Raw genomic sequence first — 15,750 nt, forward strand, 5'->3', positions numbered from 1 at the left:
GGAACAAGCATGTCACTGATCAAGGACATCCAGACCCTGGAGCCCGGCAGCGAGGTGCTGCTGTTCGAGCTGGATGGCTCGGACTTTGGTGCCGACATCCTGCGGTTCCATGGGCATGCGATACCGCACACGCCACAGGAGTTGGCGACTGCCGGCGCCAATGCTGACCAGCTAACCGCCAAGTCGATCTGGTGGCAGGGCAATGAATACGGCGCCTGGCCCATGCAGATCGAGGGTATCGAGGCAAACTCCGACGGTACCGCAGTGCGGCCCACGCTGTCGGTGGGCAACGTCAAAGGGCGGATCACGGCACTGTGCTTGGCGTTCGATGACCTGCTTGAGTTCAAGCTGACGATGCGCCACACCATGGCGCGATACTTGGACGCCTCGAACTTCCCTGATGGGAACCTCGAGGCTGATCCCTCCGAGGAAGCGATCGAGGTCTGGTACATCGACCAGAAGGTTTCCGAGAACGGCACCACGGTTGCGTGGGAGCTGGCCAGTCCTGGTGATGTCGGCGGAGAAACGATTGGCAGGCAGATGACCCAGCTCTGTCACTGGGCTATGACCGCCGGATACCGCGGCCCGAATTGCGGCTACACCGGCCCTTACTTCGATCTCGACGGTAATCCTACGGACGACCCAGCCAAGGACCAGTGCAATGGCTGCCTGGACTCAGGCTGCACAGCTCGCTTTGGCCAGGGCAACCAGTTGCCCTTTGGTGGCTTCCCGGCCGTTTCCCTGATCGCACGGAGCTGACCATGCGCAAACACATCCTTGCCGCCGTGCAAGCGCACGCTGCGGCAGAGTATCCGCGCGAGTGCTGCGGGCTCATCCTCGCCGTGGGCCGATCCCAACGGTACCTAGCATGCGACAACACCGCCACCGAGCCGGCCGAGGAGTTCCGCATTTCGCCGGAGCAGTATGCGGTCGCCGAGGACCAGGGCCAGGTGATCGGTATCGTGCACTCGCACCCTGACGCCACCAGTAGGCCGTCGCCGCGTGATCTCGCCATGTGCGAGGCTACTGGCCTGCCCTGGTACATCCTGTCGTGGCCAGAGGGCGACCTGCGCACTATCACCCCGACCGGCCACACGCCACTGCTGGGTAGGCCTTTCGTTCATGGGGCCTGGGACTGCTGGCAGGTCTGCGCGGACTGGTACAAGCGCGAGTGGGGCCTGTTGTTCCCCGCTTACGCCAGGGAAGAGGGATGGTGGGAGCAGGCAGACGGCCCGAGCCTTTACGAGCAGGCCTACGAGGCCGCTGGCTTCTACCAGGTCAGCAAGCCGCAGCGCGGCGACATGATCGTCATGGCCGTCGGGCGTACGGCTCATCCCAACCATGCCGGCATCTACCTGGGCACCGACGCCCAGTTACAGGAGGAGCATGCCCAGGTCTTCGGCCCTGGCCCTTTCATGCTGCACCACCTGCTCGGAAGGCCATCAGAAATCATCGTGTTCGGCGGGCCATGGCTCGACCGGACGCGCCTCGTGTTGCGGCATCGAGACGTTAAATGAGCACAGTGTCTGAGGAGTCAACAGTGCGGAAGAAGTGCGATCTGAATCTGGATCTCAATAGAGTCTGCAAGGTCTTGTGTGGAGATGACTGGAGAGCTAATTCAACTGGTTTTGCGGTGGACCGCCCAGTAAGAACTGCGTATCAACCTGAAAACCAAGTATGTCATGCCGTCATCTCAACCCAAGACCGGGATGCTGCGCTTGCTACACGGCTAGGTTAATCGGAAAACTCAAACAAATAATCGTGGGTTTGGGCATCCATGATTAGTCGACCTTTCTGAAGAAAGGACATTCCCAGAATAACTTGATATTTTCGCCCTGTTGCCGCTAGCGGAGGCGCAACGAAGGCACCCTGGAGAGTTTTGACGGCGCCGTTCGTTTTTACCCTATAGCCGATGTTGTAGTGGCGGACGTCGACGAAGCCGCCTACTCCGGAAGTAGTGGTTGTGCCAGCAGGCGTCAGTTGTAAGAGCTCAGCAAAAGCGCTGTCGATTACTCGATGGTCGGCCCCTGTGTCCATCAAAGCCAAGGCTTTTGATGTGGTCAAGCCATTTGGTGTGAAGTGCTCTACCTCGATCTCAATTACCGGCCTGAGATCGAGTTCTTGGGGAAGCTCGGAAAGCGAGCCATCGTCATTCAAAAACTTAACCCTTACGACATTGTCATCCACAACTGCTCTCGGTCGCACTTTCGATCCAGCTCCATGATTGATTCGGTCTACTGGTGCCCAGCACGCAGTGATGTCGCAACGCTACTACGGCGGTCGGCGAACCGGTTACTGTCTTTTCATCCACACTGGATACCTGGCCAGCCTCGCTGCTACAGTCGCGGTTTTCAGGGAGGGATCACATGCGAATTCTGATTGGGGCGGCGGGGTTGGCGCTGCTGGCGGGATGTGTATCTCCTGGCGATCTGGAAAGGAACAATCCCAGCATAAGTTCGACTACGGGAAAGGATCCCAAGCGCTACGCGCTTTGCGTTTTCCCAAAATGGCAGGCCGCGCGCGCAGACTCGTCCATGGTGGAAACGGAAGACGGGTACAGGCTGTGGGTTGCCAGCGGCAATATGGCAGACGAACTTCTCGATATCAAAAGGACCCCGACGGGCAGCTACGTGGTTCTACGGCAACGCATGGCGTGGTCGCCTGGGCTGGGCCGAAGCGCCATTGAGGGGGCAGTGAAATCCTGCCTTTAGTCAGTTAAGAATAATGAGAGCCGCCTATGGGCGGCTTTTTTGCGTCTGGAGGAAAAATGGCCGCCACAGCAGCACACTATGAACGTCTAACCGCAATCAAACTCTCTGGATCGCTCGCCGTGAAGTTCGGCCGACTGCATAGACGGTTGCTGGAAACTGGTAAGTCATGGGAGGTCTTCAAAGCGCTAAAGGCTACGATCCCTGGCTTCGAGGAGGAGATCAAGCGACTCGACCGGCTGGGAATGGAGTTCGCTATTTTCAGAAACGGTCGGAATGTTGGACAGGACGAGTTTGACCGAGGCGGAGTGCGAGAGGTCCGAATCGTCCCGGTTGTCGCCGGTAGCAAACGCGGAGGCATACTGCAGACTGTGGTGGGAGCAATTCTGATCGCAGCATCGTTCATCCCTGGTTTTCAGGTCCTCATGCCTATTGGCATATCTTTGGTTGCCGGTGGTGTCATCCAGATGCTCAGCCCCCAGGCTAAAGGCCTCTCCCAAAGCGCAGCACCGGAAAACCTGCCAAGTTACGCATTCGGTTCAGCGCGGAACACCACTGCCAGCGGCAACCCGGTCCCTATCTGCATCGGCGAGCGCCGATGGGGTGGGGCGGTGATCTCTGCGTCGATTCGGGCCGAAGACAAGAAGTAGCAACGTACCAGCGAACAAGCCGCTTTGGGGCGGCTTTTTTATGCCCGGAGGAAAGCATGGGCTCAGCACAGCAGCTCGATATTGCTGGGGCAAAAGGCGGCAGCAGCAAGCCGAAAACACCAGTTGAGGCGCCGGACACTCTACAGTCGACCAACATAGCCAGTATTCTTCTGGCCGTTGGTGAGGGCGAGTTTGACGGTACGCCGACCGACCGCGATATCTATCTCGACAACACGCCGATCATGGACGCCAGCGGTAACGTGAACTTTCCTGGCGTGAAATGGGAGTGGCGCCGCGGCATTGTCGAGCAGGAATACATCAAGGGTATTCCGGCGATCGAGAGCGACACCACGGTCAACGTCGAGTTGCGTAGCGATGCTCCATTCACCCGTGCTCTGAGCAACACCAAGCTGTCGCGCCTGCGCCTTCGTTTCAGTTGGCCACGGCTGGTCAGTCAGGACAGTAGCGGCAACACCAACGGCTACCGCATTGAGTACGCCATCGACGTCGCGACCGATGGCGGCGCCTACGTTGAGGCCAACCGCGGCGCCGTGAATGGCAAGACCACCAACGGCTACCAGCGCTCAGTCAGCGTGGATTTGCCGGCGGCAACCTCTGGTTGGATGTTCCGCGTCCGCCGGATCACGCCGAACCAGAACAGCGGCACCGTAGCCGACACTATGACGATCGCTGGCTATACGGAGATCATTGACGAGAAGCTGCGCTACCCGAACACTGCCCTGCTGTACATAGAGTTCGACGCCCAGCAGTTCCAGAACATCCCGTCCGTGACTGTGAAGTGCAAAGCCAAGCGCTGGCCGGTACCGAGCAATTACGATCCGGTGACCCGTACCTACACCGGGGTATGGGACGGCACGTTCAAGCAGGCCTGGACCAACAACCCGGCGTTCGTGACCTACGGCCTGTGCGTTGAAGACCGTTTCGGCCTGGGCAAGCGCATCAAGCCGTGGATGGTCGACAAGTGGGAGATGTACCGCATCGCCCAGTACTGCGACCAAATGGTGCCGAACGGCGTTGGTGGTGTGGAGCCGCGCTTTCTCTGCGATATGAATCTGCAGGGTAGGGCTGAGGCCTGGACGCTGCTGCGTGACCTGTCAGCGATTTACCGTGGCATGGTGTACTGGGCACACGGCGCTCTGTTCATGCAGGCGGATATGCCGCGTGCGCAAGACATGGACTACGTCTTCACCAGGTCTAACGTCATCGATGGCGACTTTGTCTATGGCGGTGCCGAGCGGAACACCCACTACAGCCGGGCCTTGGTCAGCTACGACAACCCGGCGAACAATTACGACACCGATGTGATCCCGGTGACCGACAACGCGCTTCAGCGCCGATACCGGGATCGACCGATTGAACTGTCGGCCATCGGCTGCACCCGTGCGTCCGAAGCCCAGCGCCGCGGTAAGTGGGCGCTGCTCAGCAACAGCCAGGACCGCACTGTTACCTTCAAGACCGGTATGGAGGGCCGCATTCCGCTACCGGGCTTCGTGATCCCCGTTGCTGATGAATTGGTCGCTGGTCGACCGAATGGTGGCCGGATCTCTGCGGCTGCCGGCCGGGTGATTACCCTGGACCGTGACACGCCGATCAAGGCCGGCGACCGATTGATCCTGAACCTGCCGAACGGCTCCGCCCAGGCGCGTACGGTGCAGTCGGTGAATGGCCGGGCAGTGACAGTGACCACTTCCTACAGAGTGCAACCTGAACCGCAACTGCAATGGGCGATCGACTACGACGACCTGGCCATCCAGCTGTTCCGGGTGCTCAAGACCACCCGCACTCAGGAGGGTGAATACGAGATCACCGCGCTCGAGTTCAACCCGAGCAAGTTCGCAGCGATCGACACCGGTGCCAAGCTGGAAGAGCGCCCAATCAGCGTGATCCCGATCACTACCGTGCCACCTCCGGCCAGCGTAACACTGACCTCGGCCCATGCCATTTCCCAGGGCATCGCGGTCAGCACCATGACCATTGCCTGGCCTGCGGTGGAAGGCGCCGCGGCCTACGACGTGGAATGGCGCAAGGACAACGGCAACTGGGTACGCCTACAGCGCGTCGGGGCGACATCCGTCGACGTGGTGGGGATCTACGCGGGTGCCTACCTAGCCCGCGTACGTGCGGTCAGCTCGTTCGACATCACGTCGACCTGGCGCGACTCCATGCTGACGGAGCTGAAGGGCAAGGAGGGCTTGCCACCGTCGGTGACGTACCTGACCGCTACGTCGCTCATCTTCGGTATATCGCTGAAGTGGGGCATTCCACCTGGTGCTGAAGATACCCAGCGGACCGAGATCTGGTACAGCCCAAACAACAGCCTTGAGACAGCCACCAAGCTGGCAGACCTGGCCTATCCGCAGACCGAGTACGCAATGCAGGGGCTCGCTGCTGGCGTGACGTTCTTCTTCTGGGCACGCCTAGTTGATCGCACGGGCAACATCGGCCCGTGGTATCCGGTCGCCAATGGTGTGCTCGGGCAGTCCAGTTCAGACGCCGGTCCGATTCTCGAACTTATCAGCGGCCAGATCACCGAAAGTGAGCTGGGTCAGGATCTGCTAGAGAAGATCGAGAAGATCCCAGGCTTGCAGGAGCAGATCGATGCTCTGGATGGCCTGAAGGCCTACGTTCCAGAGCAGGCTTACGAGTCGGGTGAGATGGTCGTCGTTAACAGCAGGATCTACCAGGCTGTGCACGACGTACCAGCAGACCCGGAAGGTGGTAATGCGCCGCCGAACGTCAGCTACTGGATCGATGTTGGCCAGTCGCTGGAGACAGCCAACGGCTTGGCCCAGCAGGTGGCAACCAACACGGCGGACATTAGCGAGTTGGACGGCGTAGTCACGGCCCAGGCAACCGCTTTCGAAGCGCTGCGCGCTGCGTACCGGGATGATAATGGCGAGGGCGACCTGGCGGATGCTCTCAAAGGTTGGGACAGCACTGCCGCGATCGCTACTGAGAGCAGGGTTAGGGCGACAGAGGGCGAGGCCATCGCCGAAAGACTGACCACGTTTGACGCTAAGGTCGCCTCGAATGAAGCGAACATTACCCAGCTTGAGCGGGTGGTGGCCACCAACGAGAGCGCGACGGCCCAGAAGATCTCTCAGATGGGCGTGACGGTTGGTCAGAATACGGCCGCCATTCAGGAGACCTCGAAGGTCACGGCTGATTTGTCCGGCGATCTCAGCTTGATGTGGAACATGAAGTTCCAGATCAACGCTAACGGCCAGTACGTCTACGCCGGACTCGGGGCCGGTATCGAGAACGGGCCAGGGGGCCTTCAATCGACGCTGCTGTTCACGGCCAACCAGATCGCCTTCGCCAATCCGACCACGGCTGGCGCTTTGGACTACCCCTTCATCATGAAGAACGGCCAGAACTTCCTGGGCCCAACGTTCATCGAGGATGGCTCGATTAATAACGCCAAGATCGGCAACTTCATCAGCTCGACCAACTACGTTGCCGGCCAGCAGGGATGGATCTTGAACAAGAGCGGCACGTTCGAGATCAACGGCACGGTGGCGGGGCAGGGCCGCCTGCTGATCAACAACCAGCGGCTGCGGATTTATCACGCCAACGGCAACCTGGCGATCGACCTGGGAGTGAACGTATGACAGCAGGCCTCAAGGTCTACGACCCGAGCGGCATGCTCCTGCTCGACATGACCAGCTCGATCAGCCAGATGCTCGGCTATGTGGACACGGGAGCGGCCAACGGGTCGCTCTCGATTCCCCTGGCGCCGGCGGGGAAGACACTTTTCTACGCCATCACCGAGCTGTCGGCGCAGAACAAGTACCTCGGCAAGCGCCCTGGCGTAACGCTCACACCGGGAGCAACCACCGCAACCCTGTCCTGGCAGTACTCCTACGCCGGAGGATGGGGGTTTTACTCGCTCAACTGCCGAATTCACTACGGGTATCACTGATGTCAGCAGGCTTGAAGGTTTACAAGGAGGACGGCTCTCTCCTTTTCGACACAGAGAAGATCACCTACGGACTGCTGAAAAGCGGAAACTTGGCCTACTTGCTCAATTGGCCAAGGCTGTCGTACAGGTCAGCCAACCTTCCACCCAATGAGGGGAGCAGCTATAGCGAGTCATCGACTTCCGATGCTATCCATGGATTCAGCGTTGAAGGCGCCATTGCCCCTATCGTGTTTATTGTCGGGTCCGGAATATCTTGCGGATCGTCCAGAGCTGGCAATACCACAACGTTCTACTACATCGGGGCCAGTCCATCGACGAAGTTCTATTACTTCGACACCATGAGGAACACGCTTAGTGGCGCTGGACTGAAGTGTTACAGCGAAGACGGCACGCTGACATTCAATTCGCTGCAGTATCCGCTCAACATCGTCGCTACCGTTCGAGCCCCTGCGCCGCCTGCCCCTGTGATTGCCAATGGCATAGCCAACTACGCCGTGCCGTTTGTAGGCGCAACGCGGTTGGCCACAAGGTTCATCAACTCAGGCCCGTATTACTGCGTTTCACGCGTATTCATCGCGGTAGGGAGCGGGGAGTTTGCCACTTCCACCACGTTCTCGCGCAGCTTTGGGCAGGGGATGATGGATGGCATGTCATCACCTGGAAATCCATTCCCGGCGTACGCCGCTCAGCAGGCCCATATGGATGGAGCCTATGGCGCTAACGGCGGGATCTACTTCATGTCGTGTGATGCCGCCAGAACCACCATGTACTGGGGCGCGCCTGTGACCTACAACCACTACTACGGCATCCCCACAGACAGATACCCGGAAGCGCTGGTAATACGCACTGACAACCTTCCTTTTCCATTCAACTGAAATCGGAGTACCCCATGCCCTGGTACAGAGTAGGCAGCGTGGCGATCACGGCTGGCCAGAATACGGTGACCGGTACCGGCACCAATTTTTCCACGAATGCGCGGGTAGGGGATGCGTTCCAGGGGCCGGATGGCCGTTGGTACGAGGTCACCAACATCGCGAGCGGTACTGTGCTGAGCATCCTGCCGGCCTACCAAGGCGCGACGGTAAGCGCTGGCGCATACGGTTTGGCGCCGATGCAGGGCTATGTGAAGGAATCGGCTGATCGCCTGCGGCAGCTGGTCGACCAGTTCGGCGCCACGTTGGCTTTGTTTGGCGGCGCCACTACAGCCCCAGTCTTGCGCCAGAACATCGGAGCAGCGGAACGTGGCGCAAATAGCGATATCACTTCGGTGACGGGGCTGACTACAGCACTCAGCGTCGCGCAGGGGGGGACTGGCGGAAAGACCCAGGTAGACGCGCGAGCCGGTCTGGGGCTAGGTGCGGCTGCGGTGGCGGCCATTGTTGGCCCGGTCAGCATGAGTGGCGGCGCTCCCAATGGAGCAATCATTGAGCGCGGTAGCAATGCAAACGGCGAATACACAAAGTACGCTGATGGCACCCTCATCTGCTCTGCCATCATTACGGCGACTGCGGTTGTTATAGATTTCGCTCACTTCGGGGGATACCGATCGGGCCAGACAACTTGGGTCTTTCCGGCTAGCTTCGTGTCGACGCCGTCTGTCATTCCCGTGGCGCAAGTTAACCAGTCTAGCGGTGCCGCATCCGGCAACAATGGAACAACACAGGCCGGGCTGTTCTTCCTCAGCAACACCGCCCAAACCGCAGCCACCCGTATCGTCAACGTCGTCGCTATAGGGAGATGGTTCTAATGATCATCAAGCTCACGCCCTCGTCCCCCCTCTCACGTAACACTACCCTTCAGGTGATCAAGAGTGGCGACGCGCTCACAATCAACAACGTCATGTTTGATTTCTCGCCGCTCGGCGTGGATGCATCACTTCCTGCAGGCGCTGTTGCGTGCGATGTGATTCTTGCGCCGGTCTATCGATCAGGTAGCGAGCTGGTGGTGCAGCTCATCCTGCCATGCTGGGATGACTCGCCGGAGGCAGCTCGCTTTCCTCTCGACATCACTGGTCCCGCGGATGGCGCAATAAAGTTACCGGGCTTGGAGATCACTGACCCGCAGGCCGCCGCAACCGGGCTGATTGACTGGTCGCAGGAGATCACCGCTGAGATGAAGGTCGCGGCAGCGGCCGAACAACTGCTCGCCGCCGCCCAGGCTGAAACAGCCCGGCTCCGTCAGGTAGCCGATAGCGCTATTGCACCGCTGCAGGACGCCGTTGACCTAGAAGATGCCACCGCAGAGGAAGATGCTCTCCTGAAGCTCTGGAAGAAGTACCGGGTCGCGCTCAGTCGACTTCCCGAGCAGGAAGGCTACCCGGTTGAAATTATTTGGCCATCATTTCCCTACTAGGAGGGCGCAAGGCAGATAATTGTAGTGCTTTACGGAATTTGGCTAAATTCAATTCTCTCTATGTTTGCCAGAATATTTGGACAGACGACTGATCTATCGCCTAGTCTCATGAAACCACTTCCTTCGCATCCGCTAGCAAAGCCTCCGTCAATTCTATTAGAGGCAACCAAGTAACCGAGCATAGGCTCCGGATCGTTGTATATGACAGGGGATAGGATTTCCCTAGGGTAGGAGGCGGTAAACGAAGAGGATTCCCCTGATTTCAAGTGTGTTGTGATCAGAATTTGTGCTCCTTGCCTGAATTTTTCTTCATCAAATGAGGAGAAGTCCATCCATACAAGCAAGTCACTTACCTCTACAGTTAGTGTCTGTCCAATGCACGTTTTGGATATCGGCTCTGGCGGAATCCATATACCTCTGGTTTCTTTCTGATCTTTAAATTTTATATGTTTTTGGCGACAAATTTTCTTAGCCAGCCTATCTGGCATTATTTTTTCGTACCTTTGAATAACTTCTTCGATGCGCTCTACATACTCGCAAGGACCAGAATACTCCCTCTGTAGCCTGATGTCTTTGGCAGCTGAAACGCGTCTGTAAAATTCATCAGGGTCAGTAATCATTATGCAGCATTCTTTACCTTCACTTTGCGCCCAAAACAAGGAGTCGGAAAGAAAGTGGGATGTGCTGCAGTATATAAGGCGATTTCGAACTTGAAAAAGGATTTCGTTTTCACCTTGAACTATAATTGTGGATCCTTCGTACTCATCATGGATAAGTCCGCTGGTCTTAGCGGCATCTCTGAAATGGTCCATGTTGGACAGAAATATCTTGTTGTCAAGCATCATTTCTGCGTGCGATTTTTTTTGGAATTTGAATATTGGGTGCTTTATCATGAGATTTCGCTATTAATCTGGTTTTCTATTGTATGAGTAACACTGCGAGGTACTGCCGGCCTGTATCTTAGTGGCTAAATAAAAACTCACCCTATACCGCTCGTCGCCCCCTCTTACCTGAAGTAAAAGTCGCACAACGTCCGCCGCCTGGCGGTATTTTTTTGCCTGGAGAAAACCCATGACCCATTCGCTTCCCCGCGGAGTGCGCAATCGCAACCCTGGAAACATCGATCACAGCCCGGCCAATAACTGGGTTGGCCAGATTGGCAAAGAGCCGGGCGGCCGATTCGTCATCTTCGACACCCCCGAGAACGGTATCCGTGCCCTGGGCAAGCTGCTGCAGACCTACTACAACAAACACAAGCTGCGGACCGTCAAGGACATCATCAAGCGGTGGGCGCCCGAGGTTGAGAACGACACGGGGGCATACATCCGCACTGTGGCTGAGCGCTGCGGCCTGGGCCCGTCCGATCAAATCGCCAATATCAAAGACCCCAAGATCTTGGGCGGCCTGGTGCAAGCGATCATCAAACACGAGAACGCCAACTTCGAATACCCGCCGGCAATCTTTGCTGAGGGCCTGCGCAGGGCGTTGAAATGACCTGGATAAGCGCGGTACCGGCCTGGTGCTGGTGGCTGATCGCCCTTGTGATCGTCGCTGGAGGCCAGGAAATTCGCGTGGGAGCGGGGAAATCTGATGCCAGTGCAGCGCGCACCGAACTGGCTGACTACCGCCTGCAGGTCTCCGAGCGAGACAGGCGCGCCGCCGCCGTGGCCAGAACAGAAGAACAGCGCCGCCAGGCCGTGGCGGACGAGGAGGGTGAGAGTGCACGACAGAAACTTGAAATGGCCCAAGGCCGCGCCGTTGCTGCTGAGTATGCTGCTGGCGGGTTGCGCGGCGAAATCGCCCGACTGCGCGACGGCCGAGCAGCAACCTGCGACACCATCACTGCCCAGCAGCGCCAGGCAGAAGCCTCTGCCGTCGTGGTGCTCGGGGGATTGCTTGAAGAGTCTGACCGAATGGCGGGAGACCTCGCAAAAGCGCTTGAGCGAAGTCGAATAGCCGGCCTGACGTGCGAATCTATCTACAGTGTGATCTCAAGAGAGGGGAGATAGGTTATGAACGGTTGTCGCTGTGGCCCTCCCAGGGCTCGTCCTCGCTTGATCCAGCGGCGGAACATTGAGTCCCTTTAACGCTGATGAACATCTCTCTCTAGCGCGAAGGGCGATCCACGGTTGGTCAGTAGCACGACGGCCGCGCCGGGGGGATTGCTCAAGGGGCTTGCTTGGCTAGGTGCACTAAGTCCATACTTCGGATACGGTGGCAGCCCCTAGATACGCTAATACCCCGATGCATACTCAAGGGTTGAAACATTGCACAGCTTATATATTTTCTAACGATATTATTTGTTATGCCGTTTATAAGGACGGATTTCTATCTGTTGGCCTTGATTTCCATAGTTTGCAGGGTTTGATAGTTGATAAAGCCAAAAGTACTTCATGTTGCTTGTCTTGATAAATTTATACCGCCTTTCATAGACTTTGTTGAGGTGCAGAAGATTGGTGATGGCCATCTTTTTTGTATTTCGGGGGATGAATCCAGATTTCCCGTGAATACTAAGATGGGAGTGATGCGTTTGACGAGCTTGGCTTTGTTTGTTAAAGGCCTCCCTCGCTTTGTAAGATCTATGAATTGTTCGGGCAAGATAATCCTGCATGGGCTTTTTGATTGGAAAGTTTTAATACTGCTTTTTTTGCAGCCGTGGATTTTAAAAAAATGTTACTGGGTTATATGGGGTGGTGATCTTTATGCCTATGAGGGTAGGGTTAAATCGTGGCGCTGGCGTATAAAAGAATTCTTGAGGCGGCCGGTCATTAAGAATCTCGGACACTTGGTGACATTTGTTCCTGGTGATGTGGAACTTGCCAGGCGCTGGTATGGTGCTAAAGGTCGTTATCATGAATGTTTCATGTATCTCAGCAACGTTTATTATGATCGTAATATTTTATCTGCAAAGCATTGCAGCGTAAATATTCAGGTTGGGAATTCTGCAGATCCAAGCAATGAGCATATAGAAATATTAACGAGATTGGCGAAGTTTGCAGGGGAAGATATTAAAATTTATGCTCCGCTGTCTTATGGTGGTGATGCTTATGCTAAAGATGTGGTAACGGCCGGAAAAAATCTATTTGGAGAGAAATTTATCCCTCTGTTAGGCTTCATGGCTTTCGAGGACTATCTAGCATTTTTGGCGAGTATTGATGTAGCTGTTTTTAACCATCGTCGACAGCAAGCCATGGGTAATACCATTTCCTTGCTAGGAATGGGCAAGAAGGTCTACTTGCGTGAAGATGTTTCTACCTGGGATGTTTTCAAAAGGAGGGGCATAGAGGCGTACAGCCTTTCTGACTTGTCATTGACTACACTGGATGCAGATATTGCGTCAAGAAATAGGGCTTTAGTTTTAAAAGAGTTTTCGGAAGAGGCTCTTAAGATGCAGTTAACTAATATCTTTAAGGATTGATGATGCCGTATTATAGTCAGGAGCAATTGGAAGCGTTTGGGTTTAAACGCCTTGGGTCTAATGTGAAGATCAGCGATAAGGCATCAATATATAATGCGAATGAAATTGAGGTCGGCGATAATTCTCGGATTGATGATTTTTGTGTTGTGTCCGGTAAGATTTCGATCGGTTCCCATGTTCATGTTGCTCCTTTTTGCCTCTTGGCTGGAGGAGAAAAGGGAATTGTCATGGATGATTTTTCAGGTCTGGCGTACAATGCGCAAGTCTTTACTCAATCCGATGATTATTCGGGTAGAACCATGACTAACCCGACGGTGCCAAAAAACTATAAGTCTGAAATAAAAAAGGAAATTTATATAGGGCGACACGTGATAGTTGGTGCTGGCTCTGTTATATTTCCTGGTGTTACGTTAGCGGAAGGTTGTTCTGTCGGTGCTATGACTTTGGTTAGGAAGAGTACGGCACCTTGGGGTGTTTATGTAGGTAATCCTGCCCGTAGAGTGATGGAAAGGAAAAAAGAACTATTGGCAAAAGAGCAAGAGTTCTTGAAAGAGAAAGGAGCAAAGCAGGCTGTGGCGTAATTTGCCTTTAGTGTGGTTCTGTATGTTAATCGGTCAATGTGGAGTGAGTGATAATCACTGACTCCACATTGACCGGCAGTTACACCTGCATTGATACTGCCGCTATCGCCCGAAGCCAGGCAGCCACCCGCGCCGCCATGGTGCTCTCCGACCTGCTCGCACGGGCTGATGCTCGAGCGGGAGAGCTGGCGAAAGCTTATGACCGCGCCCGGATAGCTGGCCGCACCTGCGAAGCTTCATACGACGCGCTTCAACGTCATGAGTAAGAGGGAAAGTCATCCTTTATAACTGCTGGCGTTTCAGATCTTAGAGAAATCCCGATTACCATCTTGGGTTGCGGGTTTAGCAGTCTCTTCGATCTCGAGCGTCTCAGACGCGTCTTCAAATACGGACACTGTCACCGCATAGCGGCTTAAATCACCTTCATCTCGTTGAAACTTCATGACTACTTTCTCGCCCTCCCATTTCACCACTTCAGACTGGAAAGAGGCGCCTGATGACATTTTTATCCAGCGGCTGGTGACAACACCGGGCTCTCCATATTTGTCGGTCAGCATTTCGCCTACTAAGTGCAGACTGTTAGCGCTACCGCTGAGTACGAGCTCTGTGAGCTTTCCATGGGGCGCGACCGCGACCATCCCATAACCAGGAGATATTGGCAGATATGGTAACCCACGGATCTCAAAACGATCAGGGGACGACGTAGCTAGGCGGCAAAGCGTTTTTTGGCTACTTGATTCGTCAGGGCAAGAAGGCATCTGTGCCGTGAAATCGCCATGAAGGTCTATTCCCAAAAAATCGTTTGGCTCCTTGAGCCATGAGCTGGATCGCTCATTTAGTTCAGGTTGGGCCCATGCAGGGGCGGCGCTCAGAAGGCTCGCGCATACGGCCAGGATGATAAAAGGCTTCATCATTTCCTTCCTTGGATGCTACTCAGATATAACCAGCGCTAATCTGGGAATGTGTCAGGAACGCAATTATGCCCACACATTCTTATCAGGAACAGGTTTTATCACCCTGAATTATGGGGGTTGTGCGATAAAGCGCAAATTGAGCCCTAAGGAACTACCGTGTTCTCTCCGACCGCCTAGAGGCTGATGCTCAAGTGGGAGAGCTGGCGCAAGCTTATGACCGTGTCCGGATAGCAGGCAAGACCTGCGAGGCATCCTATAATGTCCTGGTCAAGCCATTAGGATAGGCCAGTGAAGCGGACCATCGAAGGAATGATTGAGGCGGGCGAGCCCCTGATTCAGGAGGCGACTGCCGCGCTTCGCCGGTACCACCAAGCCCAGGCCGACGGTGAGGCGCCCGAGCAAGTGGAGCGGCTACGCCAGATTGCGGAGTCGGCTTACCAAGCCGTGACCGACTACCAGCTATACGCGTTGGGGCATCAACCGTTGAGTCATCACTGAACTGGCTCGATCAGATCCTGCCCTTGGTTTCGCACATTGCCAACAGCTGTGCTAACGCGATACCACTCGAAGGCCTCGGCGGTCTCGCCAAGCTGCAACGCCATTTGCTCTGCCTGCTCCATGGGTGTACCTAGCGCGACCCACTCGCGGGCAAGCTCGGGGGATAGCACCACAGGTCTACGATCGTGCACGTCCACCATGCCGCCTTGGGCATCGGCGGTGATGATGACGAAGCCATCATGCTCGTTTCCAACGAACTGGCCGATGCTGGCGCAGAGGGAAGGGCGCCCGTCGCGCCGTCGGATGTAGTACGGCTGCTTCTTCGATCCACCTTCATCGACCCACTCGAACCACCCGTCGACCGGCGTGATGGCGCGGCTGGGCCAGATGGCCCGGAAGAACGGGCCGTGCGCGACCTTCTCGACCCTAGCATTGATCGGTGGCGCGCGATCGGTTGCCCAGTGCGGTCGCCATCCCCACTTCAGCAGATCGGCGCGTAGGCCTGCTTCACCCATGCGGAGCACAGCTACCGGGGTGCTTGGGGCTACGTTGTACCTTTCCAGCGCTTGGTCGCCAACGTTGTTATGCCAAGACTCTGGCAGGCTTAAGGTCTCAACGAAGTCGTGTATTCCCCGGTATTGGGTTAGCCTCCCGCACATACACCGCCCTCCTGTATGAGCACGTAA

General features: G+C 56.1%; 17 protein-coding genes and 2 pseudogenes. 15 read left to right on the forward strand and 4 right to left on the reverse strand.

Features of this window, described 5'->3' with window-relative positions; all coding sequences use genetic code 11:
- The first annotated feature begins 9 nt into the window (after window positions 1–9).
- Both OIU19_RS03340 and OIU19_RS03345 read left to right on the forward strand, forming a co-directional pair.
- Window positions 10–759: a phage minor tail protein L gene (locus tag OIU19_RS03340; RefSeq protein WP_264233297.1), complete on the forward strand. Its 750-nt coding sequence runs from the start codon at window positions 10–12 to the stop codon at window positions 757–759.
- Window positions 760–761: 2 nt separating this feature from the next.
- A complete protein-coding gene (locus OIU19_RS03345; RefSeq protein WP_264233298.1) occupies window positions 762–1,517 on the forward strand; it encodes a C40 family peptidase in 756 nt (251 codons plus the stop codon).
- Window positions 1,518–1,734: 217 nt separating this feature from the next.
- Here the strand turns inward: OIU19_RS03345 and OIU19_RS03350 are convergent, their stop codons facing one another.
- On the reverse strand, window positions 1,735–2,187 hold the full coding sequence (locus OIU19_RS03350) for an aspartyl protease family protein (protein WP_264233299.1): 453 nt from the start codon (window positions 2,185–2,187) through the stop codon (window positions 1,735–1,737).
- Window positions 2,188–2,767: 580 nt separating this feature from the next.
- On the opposite strand from OIU19_RS03350, the gene OIU19_RS03355 reads away from it, so the two are divergent.
- The 6 genes from OIU19_RS03355 to OIU19_RS03380 are packed head-to-tail and all read left to right on the forward strand — an operon-like array spanning window position 2,768 to window position 9,653.
- On the forward strand, window positions 2,768–3,358 hold the full coding sequence (locus tag OIU19_RS03355; RefSeq protein WP_264233301.1) for a tail assembly protein: 591 nt from the start codon (window positions 2,768–2,770) through the stop codon (window positions 3,356–3,358).
- A 56-nt stretch (window positions 3,359–3,414) separates the two neighbouring features.
- Window positions 3,415–6,990 (forward strand): phage tail protein, encoded by a 3,576-nt coding sequence (locus OIU19_RS03360; protein ID WP_264233302.1) that lies wholly within the window; start codon window positions 3,415–3,417, stop codon window positions 6,988–6,990.
- Entirely contained in the window at window positions 6,987–7,301 is a 315-nt protein-coding gene (locus OIU19_RS03365; protein WP_264233303.1) for a hypothetical protein, read from the forward strand. The genes OIU19_RS03360 and OIU19_RS03365 overlap by 4 nt, the downstream gene beginning before the upstream one ends.
- On the forward strand, window positions 7,301–8,176 hold the full coding sequence (locus tag OIU19_RS03370) for a hypothetical protein (RefSeq protein ID WP_264233306.1): 876 nt from the start codon (window positions 7,301–7,303) through the stop codon (window positions 8,174–8,176). The genes OIU19_RS03365 and OIU19_RS03370 overlap by 1 nt, the downstream gene beginning before the upstream one ends.
- A 14-nt stretch (window positions 8,177–8,190) precedes the next feature.
- Window positions 8,191–9,048 (forward strand): phage tail protein, encoded by an 858-nt coding sequence (locus OIU19_RS03375; protein WP_264233308.1) that lies wholly within the window; start codon window positions 8,191–8,193, stop codon window positions 9,046–9,048.
- Window positions 9,048–9,653 (forward strand): tail fiber assembly protein, encoded by a 606-nt coding sequence (locus tag OIU19_RS03380; protein ID WP_264233309.1) that lies wholly within the window; start codon window positions 9,048–9,050, stop codon window positions 9,651–9,653. Before OIU19_RS03375 ends, OIU19_RS03380 begins: the two co-directional genes overlap by 1 nt.
- A 29-nt stretch (window positions 9,654–9,682) precedes the next feature.
- Here OIU19_RS03380 and OIU19_RS03385 read toward each other — a convergent pair whose 3' ends face one another.
- A complete protein-coding gene (locus OIU19_RS03385; RefSeq protein ID WP_264233310.1) occupies window positions 9,683–10,546 on the reverse strand; it encodes a hypothetical protein in 864 nt (287 codons plus the stop codon).
- A 178-nt stretch (window positions 10,547–10,724) separates the two neighbouring features.
- Between OIU19_RS03385 and OIU19_RS03390 the strand changes: the two genes are divergently transcribed.
- From OIU19_RS03390 to OIU19_RS03410, 5 genes and pseudogenes are all read left to right on the forward strand, one after another.
- Entirely contained in the window at window positions 10,725–11,147 is a 423-nt protein-coding gene (locus tag OIU19_RS03390) for a structural protein (protein ID WP_264233312.1), read from the forward strand.
- On the forward strand, window positions 11,144–11,662 hold the full coding sequence (locus OIU19_RS03395) for a DUF2514 domain-containing protein (protein WP_264233314.1): 519 nt from the start codon (window positions 11,144–11,146) through the stop codon (window positions 11,660–11,662). Before OIU19_RS03390 ends, OIU19_RS03395 begins: the two co-directional genes overlap by 4 nt.
- A gap of 362 nt (window positions 11,663–12,024) precedes the next feature.
- Window positions 12,025–13,071: a TDP-N-acetylfucosamine:lipid II N-acetylfucosaminyltransferase gene (locus tag OIU19_RS03400; RefSeq protein ID WP_264233316.1), complete on the forward strand. Its 1,047-nt coding sequence runs from the start codon at window positions 12,025–12,027 to the stop codon at window positions 13,069–13,071.
- A gap of 2 nt (window positions 13,072–13,073) precedes the next feature.
- Complete coding sequence (locus OIU19_RS03405; protein ID WP_264233318.1) at window positions 13,074–13,652, forward strand: acyltransferase; 579 nt, start codon at window positions 13,074–13,076, stop codon at window positions 13,650–13,652.
- A gap of 92 nt (window positions 13,653–13,744) precedes the next feature.
- Window positions 13,745–13,918, forward strand: a pseudogene (locus OIU19_RS03410) (DUF2514 family protein); the annotation flags it as partial.
- Between the two features lie 33 nt (window positions 13,919–13,951).
- On the opposite strand, the gene OIU19_RS03415 reads toward OIU19_RS03410, so the two are convergent.
- Window positions 13,952–14,563 (reverse strand): hypothetical protein, encoded by a 612-nt coding sequence (locus tag OIU19_RS03415; protein ID WP_264233320.1) that lies wholly within the window; start codon window positions 14,561–14,563, stop codon window positions 13,952–13,954.
- A gap of 161 nt (window positions 14,564–14,724) precedes the next feature.
- Here OIU19_RS03415 and OIU19_RS03420 point away from each other — a divergent pair.
- Both OIU19_RS03420 and OIU19_RS03425 read left to right on the forward strand, forming a co-directional pair.
- A pseudogene (locus OIU19_RS03420) lies at window positions 14,725–14,850 on the forward strand (DUF2514 family protein); the annotation flags it as partial.
- Between the two features lie 4 nt (window positions 14,851–14,854).
- A complete protein-coding gene (locus tag OIU19_RS03425; protein WP_372353283.1) occupies window positions 14,855–15,064 on the forward strand; it encodes a hypothetical protein in 210 nt (69 codons plus the stop codon).
- Here OIU19_RS03425 and OIU19_RS03430 read toward each other — a convergent pair.
- On the reverse strand, window positions 15,058–15,723 hold the full coding sequence (locus tag OIU19_RS03430; RefSeq protein WP_264233322.1) for an SOS response-associated peptidase: 666 nt from the start codon (window positions 15,721–15,723) through the stop codon (window positions 15,058–15,060). The two genes, OIU19_RS03425 and OIU19_RS03430, sit on opposite strands and share 7 nt — an antisense overlap.
- Window positions 15,724–15,750 lie beyond the last annotated feature (27 nt).

The sequence above is a fragment of the Pseudomonas sp. BT-42-2 genome, from assembly GCF_025847435.2.
In the GTDB taxonomy this organism is placed as follows: Bacteria; Pseudomonadota; Gammaproteobacteria; order Pseudomonadales; family Pseudomonadaceae; genus Aquipseudomonas; species Aquipseudomonas urmiensis.